Genomic DNA, 17156 nt, shown 5'->3' with positions numbered 1-17156 from the left:
AAAATCTTTCTGTGAGGTGAACGATTATGACTTATACCTGGATTGCTTGTTGTGCTCCACAAAATAGGATCTTGATGACACAAACTCTTCAACATATGGAGCACGCAACGATCTTACATTATTTTGACGATGGACTCCAGCTGCGCAATTATGTGCGGATGCAGAACTTAACTTCGTGTGCGGTTATGGTTGGTTTGACGGCAAGTGGCGTTTCAGATGTAAATCTAGCCGCAGCACTTGTTATGGATGGATGCGCTCGTGTTGTGCTGGTGGGACGTTGTATCTCGGGGTCTTTGCGATCGCGTGCCTTACAAGCAGGGATTCACGATATTTGGGATATTGGAAGCTCCGTTTGTGCTGAGGAGCAAAGTAATAAAAAAATAAGCACGTATGAGCACGTGTCCTTACCACAATCAGATGTTGTGTCTCAAGCTTCGTCCAGGATCTTGAATTCTGAAGAAGTAACTCCTTCTCAAACGATTACCTATGATAAGGTATATCAAAATTTACAAACGTTACTTTCACAGTTTTCAGCACTCGTAAAGGCCTCTCACGAGATGCCCTCTTCAACAGGTAAGTCGTTTGTTGCAGCAACAGATGCATATAACTCGTCTTTTGATAGCCCTTTGTCAACTAATGAGCTTTCGTCTTGCAACCAAACAAGCTGTGATGCCGTATGTAAACCACAAGTATCGGATATCCGCGCCAACACGTGCAAGCAGCCTACAGGGGTGAATGCAGATGATTGTTTTACCTCTGATAATGATCATGCTTTATTGGAACATAATTCTCAAGATACTCTTGATGTAGATGACGATGATATTTTTAAAGAAACACTGCGTCCAAATCAACGGCTCAATAAAGATATCGATCAGGTGCAACAAGCGCGCTGCGCGAATGATGCGCATGATGAGGATCATTATGTAAATAAGGTAGATCAAACGTGTGCTTTTGTACCAATGCCGCGGAAACCTGTAGTGTCTACATCGTCCGCGAGTTTGCCAGCAGCTACATCAGCTACAGAGCCTATAGCGTTTTCCTCTGCAACATCGCCAGCGTCAGTATCAACGCCGACATCATCCATGCCCGCAGCTGCGTCAGTGACAAAACCGATAGTGTCTTCCCCTGTGTCTGCGTCGCAACAGACACAAACCGCAACATCTTACGACCTTGGAGCTGCTCCTATTATTAGCTTTGTTTCCGGGAGAGGAGGTATGGGTAAAACAGCTTTGGTTGCTACATGCGCTGAACTAGCTCGAGATATGGGTTTTAGGATTGCTCTTCTTGATTTTGATTTATCGGGTGGAAATCTTGCATTTTGTTTTGGTGTTAAACGACCTTATGATTTAAGTCGTATATCGCATGATGTTATGTGTGATGACCTGATTGCAAAGAGTGCCACGCTTATAGACGATGCATGCCTTTTATGGGGTCCGTGCGAAAAGCCTGAAATGGCTGAGACAATTTCTCCTCATATTGGTGCAATTTTAAGTTATGTAACGCACAACTTTGATCTGGTTTTTGCAGATACTTCTACCACATTTACCGACGCTGTAGCGCAAGTGGTGCAAGCGAGTACGCGTGTTGCAATTGTTCACGATGATTTACCCGATGCAATTTCTGCGCTTGCAAAAACGGCTGCTTTAGCAGTAAGGCTTGGTGTACCGCGTACAAGGATTTGTAGGGTAGACAATTTTAGTAATCCTCACAATCGATTTGATATAGATTTTGGACGTAGCGAAATAGGTCTAGAGGGTGCTCAAGCATATAAAATTGTAGATGGAGGTATGGATATACATGAGCTTCTTGCAACTGGACATGTGAGAGAACTCATACAAGTACATAATGCTTATGTAAAATCAGTTCAGGCAATGCTAACAGAGTTTATTCACGATTTAGCATTAAAACCTTCAAATTCAACTGAGGCGTATGCACCAACTTCTGCAAAAAATTCAATTAAGGGTCGAAAATTACATCTTGCATTTTTTAATCGCCATAAAGAGGCGATGTAAATGTCACTTTTGGAACGTATACGTGCTTTAGAGCCTAAAGAGCAATCGAGCTATAGGGGGAGTGTACCTCGCAAGCCAAAATCAGATTTTTATGACTCGTTTCATGCAAAACGAAGGAAGCGTCTTCAAGAAGCATTGGTGGATAGATTAGGCCTCTCAACGATTGCAACGATGATGCAGTCTTACGATACCGCGCGTCTTAAAGAGGAAATTGATGTTGCATGTCGTGACCTTTTGCACACTGAGATGTTTAGTGATGTTCCAGAGCATGACTACGAACAGTTAATACGTGGAGTAAGCGATACCATTTGTGGATTGGGTCCAATTCAAAGCTTGCTTGATGATCCATGTGTAACCGAAATTATGATTAACGGTTGTGACTCACTTTTCTACGAAAAAGATGGTTGCTTGCATGAAGCGTCTGCCATGTTTGAGAGCTCTGAGCAAATCATGATGATTATTGATAGGATTTTGTCTCCCTTGGGACGAAGGCTTGATAGGAGTAGCCCCATTGTTAATGCACGACTGGCTAATGGAGATCGTGTAAATGCTGTTTTTGAATCTGTTGCCCTTAATGGGCCTAGTGTAACGATTAGAAAATTTTCCAATAGAATTACGTCGCTGGATCAGTTGGTAAACCTTGGATCTCTTCCTGCGTGGTACGCACAGCTTCTCAAATGGGCGGTTTTATATCGACAAGATATAGCTGTTGCCGGTGGAACTGGATCGGGGAAAACAACACTTTTAAATGCACTTTCATGCGAGATTAGTAAATCAGAGCGTATTGTGACAATAGAAGATTCTGCGGAATTAAAGTTTGATTCTCATCCTGATGTTGTACATCTTGAGGCACAAGATGCATCGATCGAAGGAACGGGAGAAATCACTATTCGAGACCTTGTAAAAAATGCATTACGTATGAGGCCTGATCGTATTGTTGTAGGGGAGTGCAGAGGCAGTGAGACAATCGATATGCTTCAGGCAATGAATACTGGTCACGATGGCTCTCTTACTACACTTCATGCAGGTACTGCAGAAGAAGCGATATTACGTTTGGTTCTTATGGCGAGATTTGGAATGGATTTACCTGCAAATATTATTGAGGAACAGATTGCTTCTGCGCTTGATTTGTTAGTTATGTCGGTGCGTATTGAATCAGGGAAACGCTTTGTGACCTCGCTTTCTGAAGTCTCTCAGGGTTCATCAGGTCATGTTCGGCTTACTGAATGTGTTTCCTTTGATCAAGTTCATGCTGAGTGGTCGTTAGTTAAAGAGCCGAGTTTTTTGTCGCATCTTGTTTTAGCAAAACTTGTTAAAAAAGAGGAGGTTAATGCATGGAAACAGCAAGTTTGTGCTGCTTAAATGCCTTGTTGGTTTTTAGTGGCTGTATGGTAGTACTTCCTAGTACGGCTCTTTCTTCTAAAACACTTGTATACTTACAAATGCAAAAACTTGCGTATGTGCTGTGTAAATTTATCGCTCGAACTCCTCTTATACACTTTCTTTTGTCTTATCAAACGTTTACAACAATTGCTATGTATGTGCAGGCTCGTGCTCGAAAACTTGGATATAAACTCCGCGTAGAGGATGCATGCGCTGTAACACTTATTTTGTTTGTTGTAATGCTTATTTCGGTATTGCTATTTTCACGTTCATTCGCGGCAACACTGTTATGTGCAGCGTGTTGCGTATGTGCCTGCCCCATGTTTGCTCATCGTCTTGAGCAACTTCAAAAGACCACATTATGCCATGATATGCCTGATATTTTTAGAATGCTTGGTATGGCACTTGCAGCCGGACAAACATTTTCACAAGCTATTGCATATGTGGGACAACATCAACCGGGAGAAGCAGGAAAAGCTTTTCAAAAGGCCTCTCTCAAGTTGCGCTGTGGTAGTTCAATATCAGAGGTACTTAATGATATGGCTCATACACTGCAGGCTCCCGGTGTGAAGTTTTTGATTACAGCACTATTTATATCTCAGCGAACAGGTGCACCACTGAAATCGCTTTTTAGGCAGTCGGCGCAGCTTGTAGAACAGCAGGAAAAGTTCAAAAAATTACTGTCTGTAAAAACTGCGCAAGCACGTTTAAGCATACGAGTTGTTTCAAGTTTGCCTTTGATACTTATATCTGTACTATCGTGTATTTCTTTAGATTTTCAAAAGGGGATTACACGGCCTGCTGGACTCATTTCTTTAGGTATTGCAGCTTTTTTAGACTTTATTGCATTGATGATTATTCGCTCACTTCTGAAAGGGGCATTCCATGATATCTAATGGCTTAATTTCGATAATGCAAAGCGGACTCTTGATATTTTTGGGCTGCAGTATTCTTTTGAGAACGCGACCTCATTATATGGATACCGCACGTGCGAGCAGGATTTCTTCGTTTTTTGTACCAGCTTTGATCCGTGATATAAAAACTAAAATTTTTGATTTCCCCTGAATTCATCAATATTATGTAATACTTACGAAGAAAAGGACTCGTATGATGTGCTTGCAGGAACTTCCTACCTTACTTGATGTTATAACTTTGGGTCTTTCATCAGGTCTTTCTTTTGAAGCATCATTAGATTTATATTGCATGCATTATAGCGGTGTTCTTGCAGAATTATTTCAGCGTCAATTGCTGCAATATAGATTGGGCGTTATTTCTAGGCGAGCTGCTTTACAAGATATTGCTGACGATTTACATATTGATGCTCTCACGCGTTTTACTTCAACGGTTATACAAGCGCTTGAATGTGGATCGCCTTTAGTTGGAGTTTTATCGGATCAGGCACAAAGTATTCGAGATGCCCAGCGCTTTGAGTTGGAAGAAGAGATTGAAAAAATACCAGTTAAAATGCTCATACCTATGGGTGTACTTATCGTGCCAGCTATGCTTATTTCGATTATGGGGCCTCTTCTTGCTTCTGCCGTATAGGCTTGAGCAGCAGCTGAAAGCTTTTGAATCAAGTTGAATATACGTTGATATTGAACTGAAAGGACGCATATGTTTTATAAACTTCATGCCTTTATCCAACACCTGTATAAAAATATGCAGTGCCGTCTTGCAACGTTTCGTGTTGATACGTCGGGTCAAGGTACAACCGAATATGCCATCTTGGTTGGTGTTCTTGTTGTTATAGCTATTTTGGCTATCATTTCCTTTAAAGGAAAGATACAAGAATTATGGGATGCAATCAAAAACGGTATTGAACAATTGTAAGCGTGTATTATGCACAGACATGTAAAATATCAACCCGTCAGCTTTCCTTTTATGCTTAAACGCTATATTGCAGTAGTGCTTGTTTTGGTAATTGTAACCTGGATAGCACCCTTTATATGGTTTGTTGTACTTTGCCCAAGCGTCTCTTCTGAAAGCCAGAGTCAATCTGATGTAGAGCCATTTGACGAATTGAGTGATGGCGCCTCACAAGCACCTGAATCACCTACGCATTTGTCTTTGGAACATCAGCAAAATGACTCACAAACAATTGCTATAAACAACGTGATAAGTGTGGATGATCAAGCTGCTATCGAAAATTTTATTCAAGATGATTTTCAAACGTCTTTAACCTGCGAAAGTTCGATTTCTCAGGTGATACGCTGCGTACTTACTACATATAGGAATAAATCCGCATGTAAATTAGTCAAAAGCGGTTATTTTGATCTGCTGGGTCACATGTGGATGTGTATTATTCAACACCATGAATGGATAGATGTATGCCGTGTGCAAGCGGATGCGTCTTCTAAAGGATGCAAAGTAACGAGGTTACGTATGCGCTATGAGCAATGGAGCGAGCAAGCACAGCAAAACACGGAGTAATGTGTCTGCGCTTAAGACGCCTTAATGCGTTATGCGGAAAGCAGAGGTATGTATGAGCTTTCTAAAAGGTACTACAAATGAGATTGCCTCGTGTTGGGTTTTGTTTGTCAAGTTGCATAAATCTCTTCAGCGTCTGTTTTCTGGTTGCTGGATATTAAAACATATGCAGAGTCGTTGTGGTCAGGCGAGTTTGGAATATGTGTTGGTAACGGTTGCTTTTCTATCAATGATCCTTGCGCTGAGTGCTCTCTGGCATGCATGGGCTAACAAAGATCTTTTACAAAGATCGATTGATGCTTCGTCTCATACAACTGCTCAAGGAGTGATTGGTGATGTACAGGATATCCTTCTTTATTAGCAAGTTTTATGGCTATGTACGCCAGCGCCAAGGACAATCAACGGTTGAAGCCGCCGCGCTTTTGCCCATAATTTTTATGCTGTGCGCATTGTTATTGCAACCTATCATTCTTTCTTTCAGTTTATCGGTTATGCAGAGAACAGCAGCAGAAACGGCACGCGTAGCAGCTACTGATTTTGATGGATCTTATAAAGATTGTCAGGGTTTTGCCCTACGCAGGCTAGAAGCACTCCCACGTTTGGACATGTTTCACTCCGGTGATGAGTCGGATTGGGTGATTGAAATATCTCGTGATGAGCATGAAGTTGAAGTATCTATAACTGGGCATGTAACACCACTACCTTTATGGAAAGAGTTTCTCGAAACGTTTCATGAAAAAGATGAGCGTGGTTTGATACTTCGCGCTCACGTTAAACAGGCGTATCAATCTTCCTGGTTAGGAGGTTCATATGACGAATGGATGCGAATTTGGAATTGAATTGCATACACATGTTTCGCCGTTGAGCATATTTATTGCGGATAGGAAGGGATATACAACCACAAGCATTGCGTGCGTGCTGTTGGTAACACTTTCGCTGATTTTTTCACTGGCAACGCTTCACTGGATTTCAAGTAGAGCTGCAGACATTCAAGAAGTTGCCGATGCCACAGCACTTGCAGGTTCAAATTGTGTTTCTTCGTTTGTAACGATTGTGCATGTCTTGGACGCCTTTGTTTTAAGTTTGGGATTAGTAGGGATGCTTGTATACGCTGTTGGATTGGTTGCTGCAGCGGTACCTATTTTAAATGCATTTTCACCACCTTTGCTTGATGTGGGGACGAAAGTATTTGTGGCTCGGCAGCGCTTTGCCCAAAGTGCTTATGCAGGAATTCAAAAATTTGAGCAAGCTCTGCCTGCGCTTATTGCGTACAATTCACTTTCATGTGCATATGCTAACAGTAGCGAAACATGTCCTTATGTTGGACTTGCAGTTCCATATCCACTTGTTTCTAAAAGTTCATATCCAGCTTTGACGGTAAGCGTTGATTCCAAAGATCTCAATAATGCTGGAAAACAATTGCACGATCAATCAAAGGAGTTAGAAGCCTTAGAAAATGAGATGAGTGAAAACAAGTTGAAAGCATATCAGGCAGATTGCGTGGATAATCCGCATTGTATGAGAAGTCGTGCAGCTGATTTAGCGTATTTGGAGGAATCTTATAATCGTATGTATTCATATGATGAATGGGAGTTTGAATATGCAAGACAACGTGCAGAATCTTATTATGCGCAACGTAAAAGCATGGAAGTTCCTAAAAATTTGAGTTGGGATGAATATTGCCGCTCTTGTGCTCGCAAGCAATTCTATTCATATGCGTATGACAAAATCTCAGCTGTTTCATGCCAAAATGACGAAAACCTCGTTAATTTGCCTGAATTACCTCATAATGCAGATTCTGTAAGAGGATGTGATCTTTATACCAAAAAGCTATGGCCTGCATCATATGAGGATGGGAAGTTAGTAGCACATTGTTCAACTGAGTATATGAATGTCTCGCCAGCGCGTTATGTAAGTTTACGAGAAATTGAACAAGGAGTTGCAAAAAGTAGTTCAACCGATGCGATAGATATGTCTATTATGGGAAAAGTAGCATCGGCATCCACGAATATTAATAATGGATTTGAATATTATTGGAAGATATTTCAACAAGCCGCGCGTGCTTATGCAAAAGCGCAAGAAAAAGCTGAAGAAGTTCAGCAAAAAATGCAAGATCAAGCCGAAACTACAGCAACTGCGTTTGATAAGGCTTTAGCACTTATAGGAACAGGACGGCCTCATTTGTGTCCGCCTGGTGCATATGGATGTGTTGCATTTGTCATTCGTTCTTCTGAACTTAAAGCACCAGATAATCTAGTTTCTTCTTTTACCAGTTCAGCTCAATTACCTGGCGGTATAGCGCTTTCGGCAGCTGCGCTTGCCCCTGACGCTTCAGATTCACAAAATGCTGTACTTAAAAGAACGGCAGAAGAAGTAAAAAAGTTGGATCTTCCGCTCGCATCTCCCATAATAAGCTCTCTTTGCACACTTTGGGCTGATTTGCTTGAAAATTATGGATCACTCTATGATCACATAGGTTCAATAACTGATGGCGTTTTTAGAAGTTTAAGTTTCTCTGGAAATTCTAAGGTTGGCATGTGGTTAAAGCATAAGCTCGGTGAAGTTATAACAAGTTTTGGGTTTGAGCCTGTGGATCTTCGTCTTCTCAAACCTGTACGCGTCAATTCTCAATATGTCTTACATAAAGCAGGCCTATCTCAAAACGATCAGCTTCGTGCTTGGATTGAAAAGATGCCTCGTGATCCTCAAGCGTTTAAAAAACAGTATCTTGAAAAAATAAAACAATTTTTAGGAGATGATTCGTTCACAATTGCACAAATCCCCAAACTAGGTTCGGAAGAATCTTATCCGATACACCTGGATTTATCGTTTTTATTAGAAAAATAATGTCATAGTTTGCAAAGGTTGTAAGTCATGTTTGGTAACACTCTACACCATATTTGTAGTGCCATTGCTGTGCGTATGCACGATCTTTGTAGTAACAATCGAAATGTATGCCGCTTCAACTCCCAAATTGCAGTCCTACAAGATAATGCAGGTCAGATGTGTGTTGAGCTGGTAGTGCTCATGCCTATTATTCTGGTAGTTATCTTGATTTCATATAATGTTGGCATGTATTGCAACCTATGTAGTCGCTTTGATCGTTGCGCTCAAGAAGCAATACTTGTTCAAGGTGTTGCTCCTGCTGGAGAACAAAGTGCTCAGCATGCATGTGAGGAGATCCAAAATCAACTACGTGCAGCAATGGATACAGATCTTTGTGATATTGAAGTACAAAATGATGCTTTGCATGCGGATCCATCGCGTCCTTTGTCCTATGCAATCTCGCCTCTTCTTACCAGATATACCTGCACTATGAAATATAAACCTTGGCCATCATCGTTTGTTTGTGCAGGTGTTGCGTTTAGTCCTCAAGCCTATGTTGAGCATAAAAAGTCTCTTGTAGTTGATAGATTTAGAGCAGGGGCATTGGTGTAATTATGACTATAAAGCTTATAAAAAACTCTTCACAGGCTATGTTAGGGGAGTTTGAAATTCTTGAATCAATATACGAAAAGTTACGAGGGTTAATAGGAACAACTGCACAGCATAGAGGCGTTGTGCTTGCTCGATGTTCTTCGATTCATACGTGTTGGATGGCGTATCCGCTTGACGTTGCTTTTATTGATAGCCGTGGGGTGGTGATAAAAAGCTGTCGCAAACTGAGGCCTTGGCATATTCGGACAGCGAGGAAGGCTCAATGGACTATTGAGCGTCCGTGTTCAACGACGGCATGGCTTAAAGAAGGTGATCGAATTATGTTTGAAGGGTGTATTTGCTAGTTCAACGTGAAAGGAGTTGTTTATGCAGTTTATGAGGAAGGCCAATCAACTTGAGATGATGAATAGTGCGAAAGATCTAGATTCTGAATCAGTTGATATTACCAATTCGCTTCACATACCTATGGAATCTTATATGAAGACAGCCGAAAGTATTTCGCGTGCTTCGGCTGATGACAAATATTCAGCGCAACACATGTGTGCGACGAAGCGCTGTCCTGTATGTGATGAAGAACTTTTTGAAGATATGAACATATGCTATGGGTGCTTATATGATTTTTCTCGCACTTCGTCTGACCGAGAGCAGGGAAAATATGAAGCCCATCCAAGCGCGCAGCAGAAGTCTGATATGCATACTAACGAGCTTAGCAGTTCTGAATTTTTAATTCACTCTGAAATTCTTGACACAAAAATTCGCTTTAGTAATCAGCTACGAGTGGGAAGATCTTCTTCTAATGATGTTGTCTTGCATGCTCATTCTGTTTCGCGTAACCATATTAGAATCTTTATTAACAAAGATGAGGTATTAGTAGAGGATTGTGGAGCAACTAATGAAGCAAAAATTCATGGTCGCGCGATTATGGATCCTGTATCAGTTATGGTAGGTGATACGATTGACGTATGCGGAATTACGTTTACGCGGCTCTCGTAATATATTGTCATGAGTTGATTATGCATTGTATGCATTATGAGCACTTCGTTTGCAGCTTCAGTGTCACCTATGATCATGGCTATTTGCAATGGTTCTTTGATATACTTGTCTATATGTGTTTACCTGTTCTTAAGCTATGAGAATGGATATAAATGAAAACTTTAAAGCTCAATCAGAGTTGCCACTTGCAAAATGGGTGTTTCTTCTTGATTTATACCGTTTATACAACACTTATGTGTGCGCTGGCTCGTGTGTTTGCGTCTAGAGTGACTGCGTTTAATAGGCGGAATAGCTCACGGATACACTTTTGTAAAGTTGTGAGTGCGCTTGCGTGCGGTATGTATCTTTTGAGCTGCTCATTTATGCCCGCGTACGCTTTAGCAGATAAAAATTATCGCATAACAGATGTTAATATTTATGCCTCGGTAACTACTGATGGCACATTACAAGTTCGCGAACGTCGTACTTTTGAGTTCAAAGGCTCGTTTAAAGGCGTATATTGGGATCTTCCCTTTGGAAACTATGAAGATCGCTATATTGAACCTCAAGATATTAAGGTTTCTGAGCTTGCAACACCAGATGCACAAAGCGGTTCAGCTGTATCGTATGAGGTAGAGAACGAATCAACATATAAGCATGTAAAAGTATATTCTGCACATAGGAATGATCGCGCAACCTTTGAAATATCGTATAAGTTGCCCCGTGTTGCAATGCGTTATCGAGATACCTCGGTGCTCTATTGGAAGTTTGTATCGGATGGATGGAAAAAAGGTTCAAATAATGTAACATGCACGATCGAATTGCCTTGTCCTTCAGGGGACGCGGTTCGTGAAGGCAAAAATGTTCAAGCATGGGCACATGGACCTGTTGACGGGTCGCTTACGTTTCATTCTCGCGGTATTACTTGTACGGTGCCCGAGGTACCCTCACATGCTTTTGCAGAAGTTCGCATCTTGTTCCCAAATTCATGGCTTTCCGCTGCCGATCAAGTAGAAGCTGATAAAAAAGAAAGCATACTAACAGAAGAGCGTGCATGGGCACAACAAACTAATCGAGAGCGTGAGATAAGGCTGCTTGCACCTCGTGTACTTCAAATTGTGCTGGCTGCGTTTATTGTTCTTGCATGCGTTGTAAGAATTGTGCTGTGGATATCTAAAAAACGCTGCTATCGACCCCAGTTTAGCGATCCCTATTTTAGAGATGTACCATCTCATGATCATCCAGCTGTGCTTGGATATCTGTATTATGATAAGGACATCCGTCCGTCAGCTCTGATGGCTTCTCTTATGCGCTTATGCGATTTAGGTGTCTGTAAGTTACAACCTTGTAACGTCAAGCCTTTAGCTGCTCCAAGCGAGGTCAGCAAAAAAGATAAGCAATCTTATGAGCTTATAATTCAAAAAGATAAAGACTATTTAGATACACTTTTCCAAAACCATGATCCTCATTACGCTCAATGTTTGGGATTATCGGATATAGCTACGCTTAGACAAACACATACTGAAAAGCGCAATCGCTCTGCTTTACATGTACTTGATATAGATAAAAAGGCCTATGATTTCTTAACGAGTTTTGTCAAAGTTCCCAAGAATTCCAATACTGATGAGCCTGTTTCATATGTTGGCGCGCATGTGAGTTTTGCCGATATGCATGCACTTAACGCTTCGCAAGCCAACGCATCATCCTGTGCGAAAGCGTACCAGAATTGGCATCAAAGCGTTGAGAGTGCTGCTATGTATCGCGCATTCTTCTTTGCCCAGCGTTCTTCTGCTGTTTCGCGCGCACGTGTATGCTGCTGGATATTTATAGTGTTGGCAGCATTGCTGGCTTGTCTTAGCTGCATTGGTTGGTTAAGCAGTTATATGGTTTTTGATGCCATGTTATTGGGTGAGCTCATAGCAGTCTGCCTTGTTTTTTGTGGGTATGTATATGCGCTTAAAAGCTATAAGGCTCTTTCACAAGAAGCTATCGAAATTCGCGCCAAGTTGCATGCTTTTCGTCGTTGGGCGCTTGATTTTACGCGCCTTAAAGAAACTATTCCAACCGATTTGATCCTTTGGAACCGATTGCTTGTTTTAGCGGTTGTGTTGGGTGTTTCAAGCAATTTATTAAAGAATATCCATGCAAGTAACCCTGACATGGAAATAGACGACCTCGGCGACGATTTTATGATGTACTGGTGGTACGCATCACTTTTTGCACCGCGTATGTCTGCCTATACACCTCTTGATGATTTTTCAAGAGGAATTGATAACGTTACAAGTTTTTCTTCTTCTCTTACCAATGCCGATAATCCTTTTGGTGAAGCAAGTAGTTTGTTTGGTGAATCAGGCGGATTTTCGGGCTTTGGCGGAGGCGGCGGCTTTGGCGGAGGCGGCGGCGGAGGTGCATTTTAGTTTATGCGTTTGAGTTTATGCATTTTAACCTACGTGAAGCTATGTAATTCTTGAAAAGTTCTGAGAGCGTACAGAAGGTGCGTTCAGAAGCGGTAATGCGTGCAGATGATTTTCAAATATTGTGGAGCTTGCTTATCGTTTGCACATATTTTTAAGAAAATTTGAAATTAGGCTTTGACATACCTTTCATTTTTGTTATAGTGAATAGGCTTGCTTTTTAAGAAGTAGCAACGTGGCTGGGTAGCTCAGTTGGTAGAGCAGGGGACTGAAAATCCCCGTGTCAGGGGTTCAATTCCCTTCCCAGCCACCAGTTCTTTTCTTCACTTTTTACATAATCTACCAGCGCAAACGCGAACATTTTAATACGTAAATATTCATCAATTGCACTAAGTGGTGCAAAGTGTAAAAAAGCGTGTTTAACTGGTGTGGCAGGTTGTGACCGATACTCCAAAAAATCTCATGTGACAAAAAATGTGACAGGTTATCATACTTTTTTAAGTGCGCAGCATAAGCAGTGCCCACGCTTTTTAATTAAGGGGGCATTATCCTTTAAGGGTTTAGGGATTCAAAAACGCACCAAACCACGCAAAACCACGCCAAAACGCACAAAAACGCACAAACATGCACAAAAACGCGCTTAATCTTCTTTTATCAGTAAGCAAACGTTTTCAATATGCCAGCTCTGTGGAAATAGATCAACGGGTGTAATTTTTGCAGGTAGATATGCACCTTTATCAATAAAGCGACGTATATCACGCGCAAGTGTTTGCGGATCGCACGAAACATACGCAATTGCGCGCGCCCCACTTTCTGACAATTTATCGCAAACGCCTGCTTCCAAACCAGCTCGCGGTGGGTCAACCACAATGACATCGGCATGCGCTTTTGGATATTCGCGCAGAGCATCTCCGCCAATTGCCTGAACGTTATGTAAATTAAAAAGTTTAATATGCCTGCGCAAATCTTGAATAGAACTGCCTTGCGCTTCAACGCCTATCACATCACGCGCGCGCTCTGAAAGTGGAAGCGTAAACGTTCCTGCTCCGCAATACAAGTCAAGTGCTGTTTCGTTTGGCTGTACATCCAAATCATCCATAACACGCGTAATGAGTTTTTCGGCATTGTGCGTATTAACTTGAAAAAATGAAGGAGCAGAAATTCGCATACGTCTACCTGCGATAAGTTCTTCCCAATAACCTTTACCGTACAACTTTTCTACACCGCACACACGCCTTGCGCGACGTGATCCCTTGGTTAGAACACGTACAATGGAAGTGAGTTCAGGCGCTGCTGAATTCAGAATTTTTACCACATAGCCGCGTGGGAAAGCACCAGGAGTGGTCCAAAGTGCCAGTTCTACGTCTTTTGTACGAACTGAAGTTCTCAGTGCAATGCGCTCGATCCCCAATTGTTGTGAACGTGCAATAAATTGCAGCGCGCCCGTAATTGATTTTGTCAGTTTGGAAAAACGTTTATCAACAAGTGCACAACCCGAAACTTGGATAAGCCGCTTTTGTATAGGATCATACATACCCAAATAAAAGGTATTATGTTCCGTACTTGCACTGAGTTCAATTTTATTACGATAGCCCCATTGCTTTTTAGAAGGAATCACATCTCTTACTAACGTTTGTGCTTCATCGGGCTGTATATGTGCCGTGCGGATAAGCGCGTCCACAACATTTGCTTTTTTAGCTTTGAGCTGCTCGTCATATGCAAGGTTGGCCCACGGACATCCACCTGCTTGTTCGTCGTATGAATACGCTGGTTTTACCCTATAAGGTGATGCGGCAAGAATCCGCGTTACCTCGGCGCGCAGATAGTGCTTGGCTTCCTCGGTGATCGTAGCTTCGCATACGTCGCCTGTTACTGCTCCGCGTACAAACACGCACTTGCCATCTGGCATATGCGCGATAGCTTCGGCTCCGTATGACATACGCTCTATGGTTATGGGCCCTATAATCGTAGCGTTTTGACGCAAAATCACCGTATACCTTTCTCACAAGTGGTAAAACAGTTACTATTTTAATAGCTATTGGCACGGTGAGAGGAGCAAAATGGCGTCTTTTGAATCGCTTTCATCATTTGAACGTTTTACGCCACAATTTTCTCAAAACGACAAACGCACAATTACCTTGCTTACGCAGGCGTTAAGCGCGCGCATGAGTGAGGTTAACCCTCGGCGTTTTGCGCATTGTAAAAGTGTTGCTCTAACTGCTGCGTACATGGCCAAAGTTTACCAGCAGAATCAAACGCATGCCTATATTGCTGGTCTTTTGCACGATTGGGATAAGATTTTAAGTACACCTGATCAAATTGAAAAGGCACAACATTACGGCATTGATATGGGTGCACCTTTGGAGCAAACCTGTCATCTTTTACATGGACTCACTGCTTCTTGTGAGTTGCACGAACGATTCCCTGAGCTTTCAGATGACATTATCGACGCTATTCGTTATCACACAGTTGCACGGACTAACATGAGCGCACTTGATATGATTGTTTTTGTTGCCGATGGGATTGAGCCACTGAGAAAGCCCTATCCTGCGCTTGATGCTATTCGCGCATCCGTTGGCGCACAACCGCTTGAGCGCGTCTTTTTTGAGTCGTTTACCAGTGGTCTTGTGTACGTTCTTAAAACGCAGCGTTATCTTTATCCGCCAAGCATTCAGCTTTATAATCACTATATTCGTACGTTTGCTCATGTTGGAAAGTAGTATTGTGGTGCACTTTAGTGAAAAAACGCTTGCCTTGCGTATTGCTCAGATATTGGATAGTAAAAAAGCCGAGCATACAGCTCTTATTACATTGCCGCCTGAGCGTGGTTTGTGTCCATATATGGTGGTTGCAACCGCGCGTAATCGTATCCATTTACATGCGTTGCTACAAGACGTTGAAGATGGTGTACGCAAACAGACGCACGAGGTTCCACGCGCCGTGGAAGGCATTCATGCCGATTCGTGGGTGGTACTCGATTACGGTTGTGTTATGGTGCACATTTGTACCGCCGAAATTCGCACGCTGTATCGGCTGGAATATATTTGGGAAGATACTTCTGTGCAGTATCTAGATGATTGTACGTGTGCGGATCAAGATGAGCATAGTTTTGAGAACCGCTGCGCGAACGACGTGCGACTAACAAAATGACCTGCACTTGAGCACTCGCAGACGCCCTTTATAAATGCGTGGGAAACGTTACCGTAAACGTGGTGCCTGTTTCTGCCGTACTTTCAACTTTAATGGTACCTTTATGCGACTTTACCAAACCAAGCGCAATCGATAGCCCCAGTCCAAAACCACCCTTTTTATTTGTTTTACAGCGCGCTTTGTCACTTCGATAAAAACGGTCAAAAATATGTGCCTGGTCTTCTTGACTGATGACTTCGCCTTGATTGGTAAAACAAAGTTGCAAGGCATTTCCTGCTGCTTTATTTGTTTTTGTAAGGTTTACTTGAATAACCGAAGACTTAGCCGCATATTTACATGCATTATCCAGCAAGATGTGTACAAGCCGCTTGAGTTTTTCCTCGTCGCCAAATAAAAATAAATCTCTTGGAATATCAGTTTGAATGGTACATCCATGTTCAAACGCCAAGGTATCAAACTCCAGCGCAGCTTCGTATACCATGTCAGAAAAATTAAAGCGTGTGGGATGTAAAATATTGGGTGCGCCAGCAGCTGCTTCATCGCTTTGCGCAAGTTCCAAAAGATCGTTAATCATCTGTTTGAGCTGCAGCACTTCTTCTGACGTATTTTGAACCCATTTGCGCTCCTCTGGTTCTAAGCGCGAACTATGCAGCAAAATATCGGTATTGGCAATAATCACCGAAAGTGGAGTTTTAAGTTCATGCGATACATTTCCCAAAAAGACGAGTTGTCGGTGCATTGCTTCCTCAATAGGTTTTATTGCCCAGTTAGAAAGTGCCCAGGCGATACCGGTAATAACTACCAAAGTGGCGGCAATAATGGCAGAAACCAAAATAATGCTTTGCGCAAACGAAAAGTCAAATGCCGAGGTATCAACAAACGCAATTTTATTATCGTGTTTAAGCCATTTCACGTGGTAATCGGTAAGTTTACCTCGTGTTTCAGAGTTTCCCATGATTTGCGCGCAAATATCTTCAACTGGCGCCGAGCCAATATATTCGGGGTGTTCACTTGGACAAATTTCACCAGAGTCATTAAGTTTTACTACCACAGAAAGCATATTGGTTGTGCCGCTAATATCGCTGTGATGAAAGGGTACTTGGCCAAAATGCTGAAGATCAGGGTTATCCTCAGTAATAATATACTCAAGGTAATTATTAAGTTTAATTTCTTGCGCACGGTAAGTAAGATACATAGAAATGCACGTATGGACTATTAAGACACTTTCAACAAGAATGACAATACTTAACAGAAATTTATATTTTAGTGCCTTGAGCATAACCATTTTTTGTTTACACATGTACGAGCCTTATCAACCGCAATTCCTACAACGCGCCAAACGGCGCACCATGCCAATTAT

17 protein-coding genes and 1 tRNA gene are annotated in these 17156 nt (G+C 42.1%); 16 read left to right on the top strand and 2 right to left on the bottom strand.

Annotated elements, in window-relative coordinates; translation table 11 throughout:
* Positions 1-74 precede the first annotated feature (74 nt).
* The 14 genes from AC1DBT_RS04545 to AC1DBT_RS04480 all read left to right on the top strand — a co-directional run bounded on the left by AC1DBT_RS04545 (position 75) and on the right by AC1DBT_RS04480 (position 12959).
* Positions 75-2012 (top strand): CpaE/TadZ family protein, encoded by a 1938-nt coding sequence (locus tag AC1DBT_RS04545; RefSeq protein WP_480018772.1) that lies wholly within the window; start codon positions 75-77, stop codon positions 2010-2012.
* On the top strand, positions 2013-3374 hold the full coding sequence (locus AC1DBT_RS04540; protein WP_480018771.1) for a TadA family conjugal transfer-associated ATPase: 1362 nt from the start codon (positions 2013-2015) through the stop codon (positions 3372-3374).
* Complete coding sequence (locus tag AC1DBT_RS04535) at positions 3347-4291, top strand: type II secretion system F family protein (RefSeq protein WP_480018770.1); 945 nt, start codon at positions 3347-3349, stop codon at positions 4289-4291. Before AC1DBT_RS04540 ends, AC1DBT_RS04535 begins: the two co-directional genes overlap by 28 nt.
* A gap of 211 nt (positions 4292-4502) precedes the next feature.
* The gene (locus AC1DBT_RS04530; protein ID WP_480018769.1) at positions 4503-4940 is read left to right on the top strand and encodes a type II secretion system F family protein; all 438 of its coding nucleotides are present in this window, start codon (positions 4503-4505) and stop codon (positions 4938-4940) included.
* 114 nt (positions 4941-5054) lie between these two features.
* Entirely contained in the window at positions 5055-5225 is a 171-nt protein-coding gene (locus AC1DBT_RS04525; protein ID WP_371440741.1) for a peptidase, read from the top strand.
* Between the two features lie 9 nt (positions 5226-5234).
* Positions 5235-5825 carry a hypothetical protein gene (locus AC1DBT_RS04520; RefSeq protein ID WP_480018768.1) on the top strand — a complete coding sequence of 197 codons (591 nt, stop codon included), beginning with the start codon at positions 5235-5237 and terminating at the stop codon, positions 5823-5825.
* A 52-nt stretch (positions 5826-5877) separates the two neighbouring features.
* The gene (locus AC1DBT_RS04515) at positions 5878-6183 is read left to right on the top strand and encodes a hypothetical protein (RefSeq protein ID WP_480018767.1); all 306 of its coding nucleotides are present in this window, start codon (positions 5878-5880) and stop codon (positions 6181-6183) included.
* Positions 6158-6661, top strand: a complete 504-nt coding sequence (locus AC1DBT_RS04510) for a TadE/TadG family type IV pilus assembly protein (RefSeq protein ID WP_303870914.1) — start codon at positions 6158-6160, stop codon at positions 6659-6661. Before AC1DBT_RS04515 ends, AC1DBT_RS04510 begins: the two co-directional genes overlap by 26 nt.
* Complete coding sequence (locus tag AC1DBT_RS04505) at positions 6633-8669, top strand: beta-carotene 15,15'-monooxygenase (RefSeq protein ID WP_480018766.1); 2037 nt, start codon at positions 6633-6635, stop codon at positions 8667-8669. Before AC1DBT_RS04510 ends, AC1DBT_RS04505 begins: the two co-directional genes overlap by 29 nt.
* 27 nt (positions 8670-8696) lie before the next feature.
* Positions 8697-9260, top strand: a complete 564-nt coding sequence (locus AC1DBT_RS04500) for a hypothetical protein (RefSeq protein WP_480018765.1) — start codon at positions 8697-8699, stop codon at positions 9258-9260.
* A 2-nt stretch (positions 9261-9262) separates the two neighbouring features.
* Positions 9263-9604 (top strand): DUF192 domain-containing protein, encoded by a 342-nt coding sequence (locus tag AC1DBT_RS04495; protein ID WP_480018764.1) that lies wholly within the window; start codon positions 9263-9265, stop codon positions 9602-9604.
* Between the two features lie 22 nt (positions 9605-9626).
* A complete protein-coding gene (locus tag AC1DBT_RS04490; RefSeq protein ID WP_480018763.1) occupies positions 9627-10253 on the top strand; it encodes an FHA domain-containing protein in 627 nt (208 codons plus the stop codon).
* A 362-nt stretch (positions 10254-10615) separates the two neighbouring features.
* Entirely contained in the window at positions 10616-12649 is a 2034-nt protein-coding gene (locus AC1DBT_RS04485; protein ID WP_480018762.1) for a DUF2207 domain-containing protein, read from the top strand.
* Between the two features lie 234 nt (positions 12650-12883).
* Positions 12884-12959: transfer RNA gene (locus AC1DBT_RS04480), tRNA-Phe, on the top strand.
* Between the two features lie 327 nt (positions 12960-13286).
* Here the strand turns inward: AC1DBT_RS04480 and rlmD are convergent.
* On the bottom strand, positions 13287-14636 hold the full coding sequence (rlmD, locus tag AC1DBT_RS04475) for a 23S rRNA (uracil(1939)-C(5))-methyltransferase RlmD (RefSeq protein ID WP_480018761.1): 1350 nt from the start codon (positions 14634-14636) through the stop codon (positions 13287-13289).
* A gap of 70 nt (positions 14637-14706) precedes the next feature.
* On the opposite strand from rlmD, the gene yqeK reads away from it, so the two are divergent.
* Together yqeK and rsfS are read left to right on the top strand one after the other, a co-directional pair.
* The gene (gene yqeK / locus AC1DBT_RS04470) at positions 14707-15366 is read left to right on the top strand and encodes a bis(5'-nucleosyl)-tetraphosphatase (symmetrical) YqeK (RefSeq protein WP_480018760.1); all 660 of its coding nucleotides are present in this window, start codon (positions 14707-14709) and stop codon (positions 15364-15366) included.
* A gap of 4 nt (positions 15367-15370) precedes the next feature.
* Entirely contained in the window at positions 15371-15796 is a 426-nt protein-coding gene (gene rsfS, locus AC1DBT_RS04465) for a ribosome silencing factor (protein WP_480018759.1), read from the top strand.
* Between the two features lie 28 nt (positions 15797-15824).
* Here the strand turns inward: rsfS and AC1DBT_RS04460 are convergent, their stop codons facing one another.
* Positions 15825-17096 (bottom strand): sensor histidine kinase, encoded by a 1272-nt coding sequence (locus tag AC1DBT_RS04460; protein WP_480018758.1) that lies wholly within the window; start codon positions 17094-17096, stop codon positions 15825-15827.
* Positions 17097-17156: the final 60 nt, after the last annotated feature.

This window comes from Fannyhessea sp. C0108B2, assembly GCF_056583915.1.
Note: the sequence above shows the minus strand (reverse complement) of the source record. Positions and strands in the feature narration are given on the sequence as shown.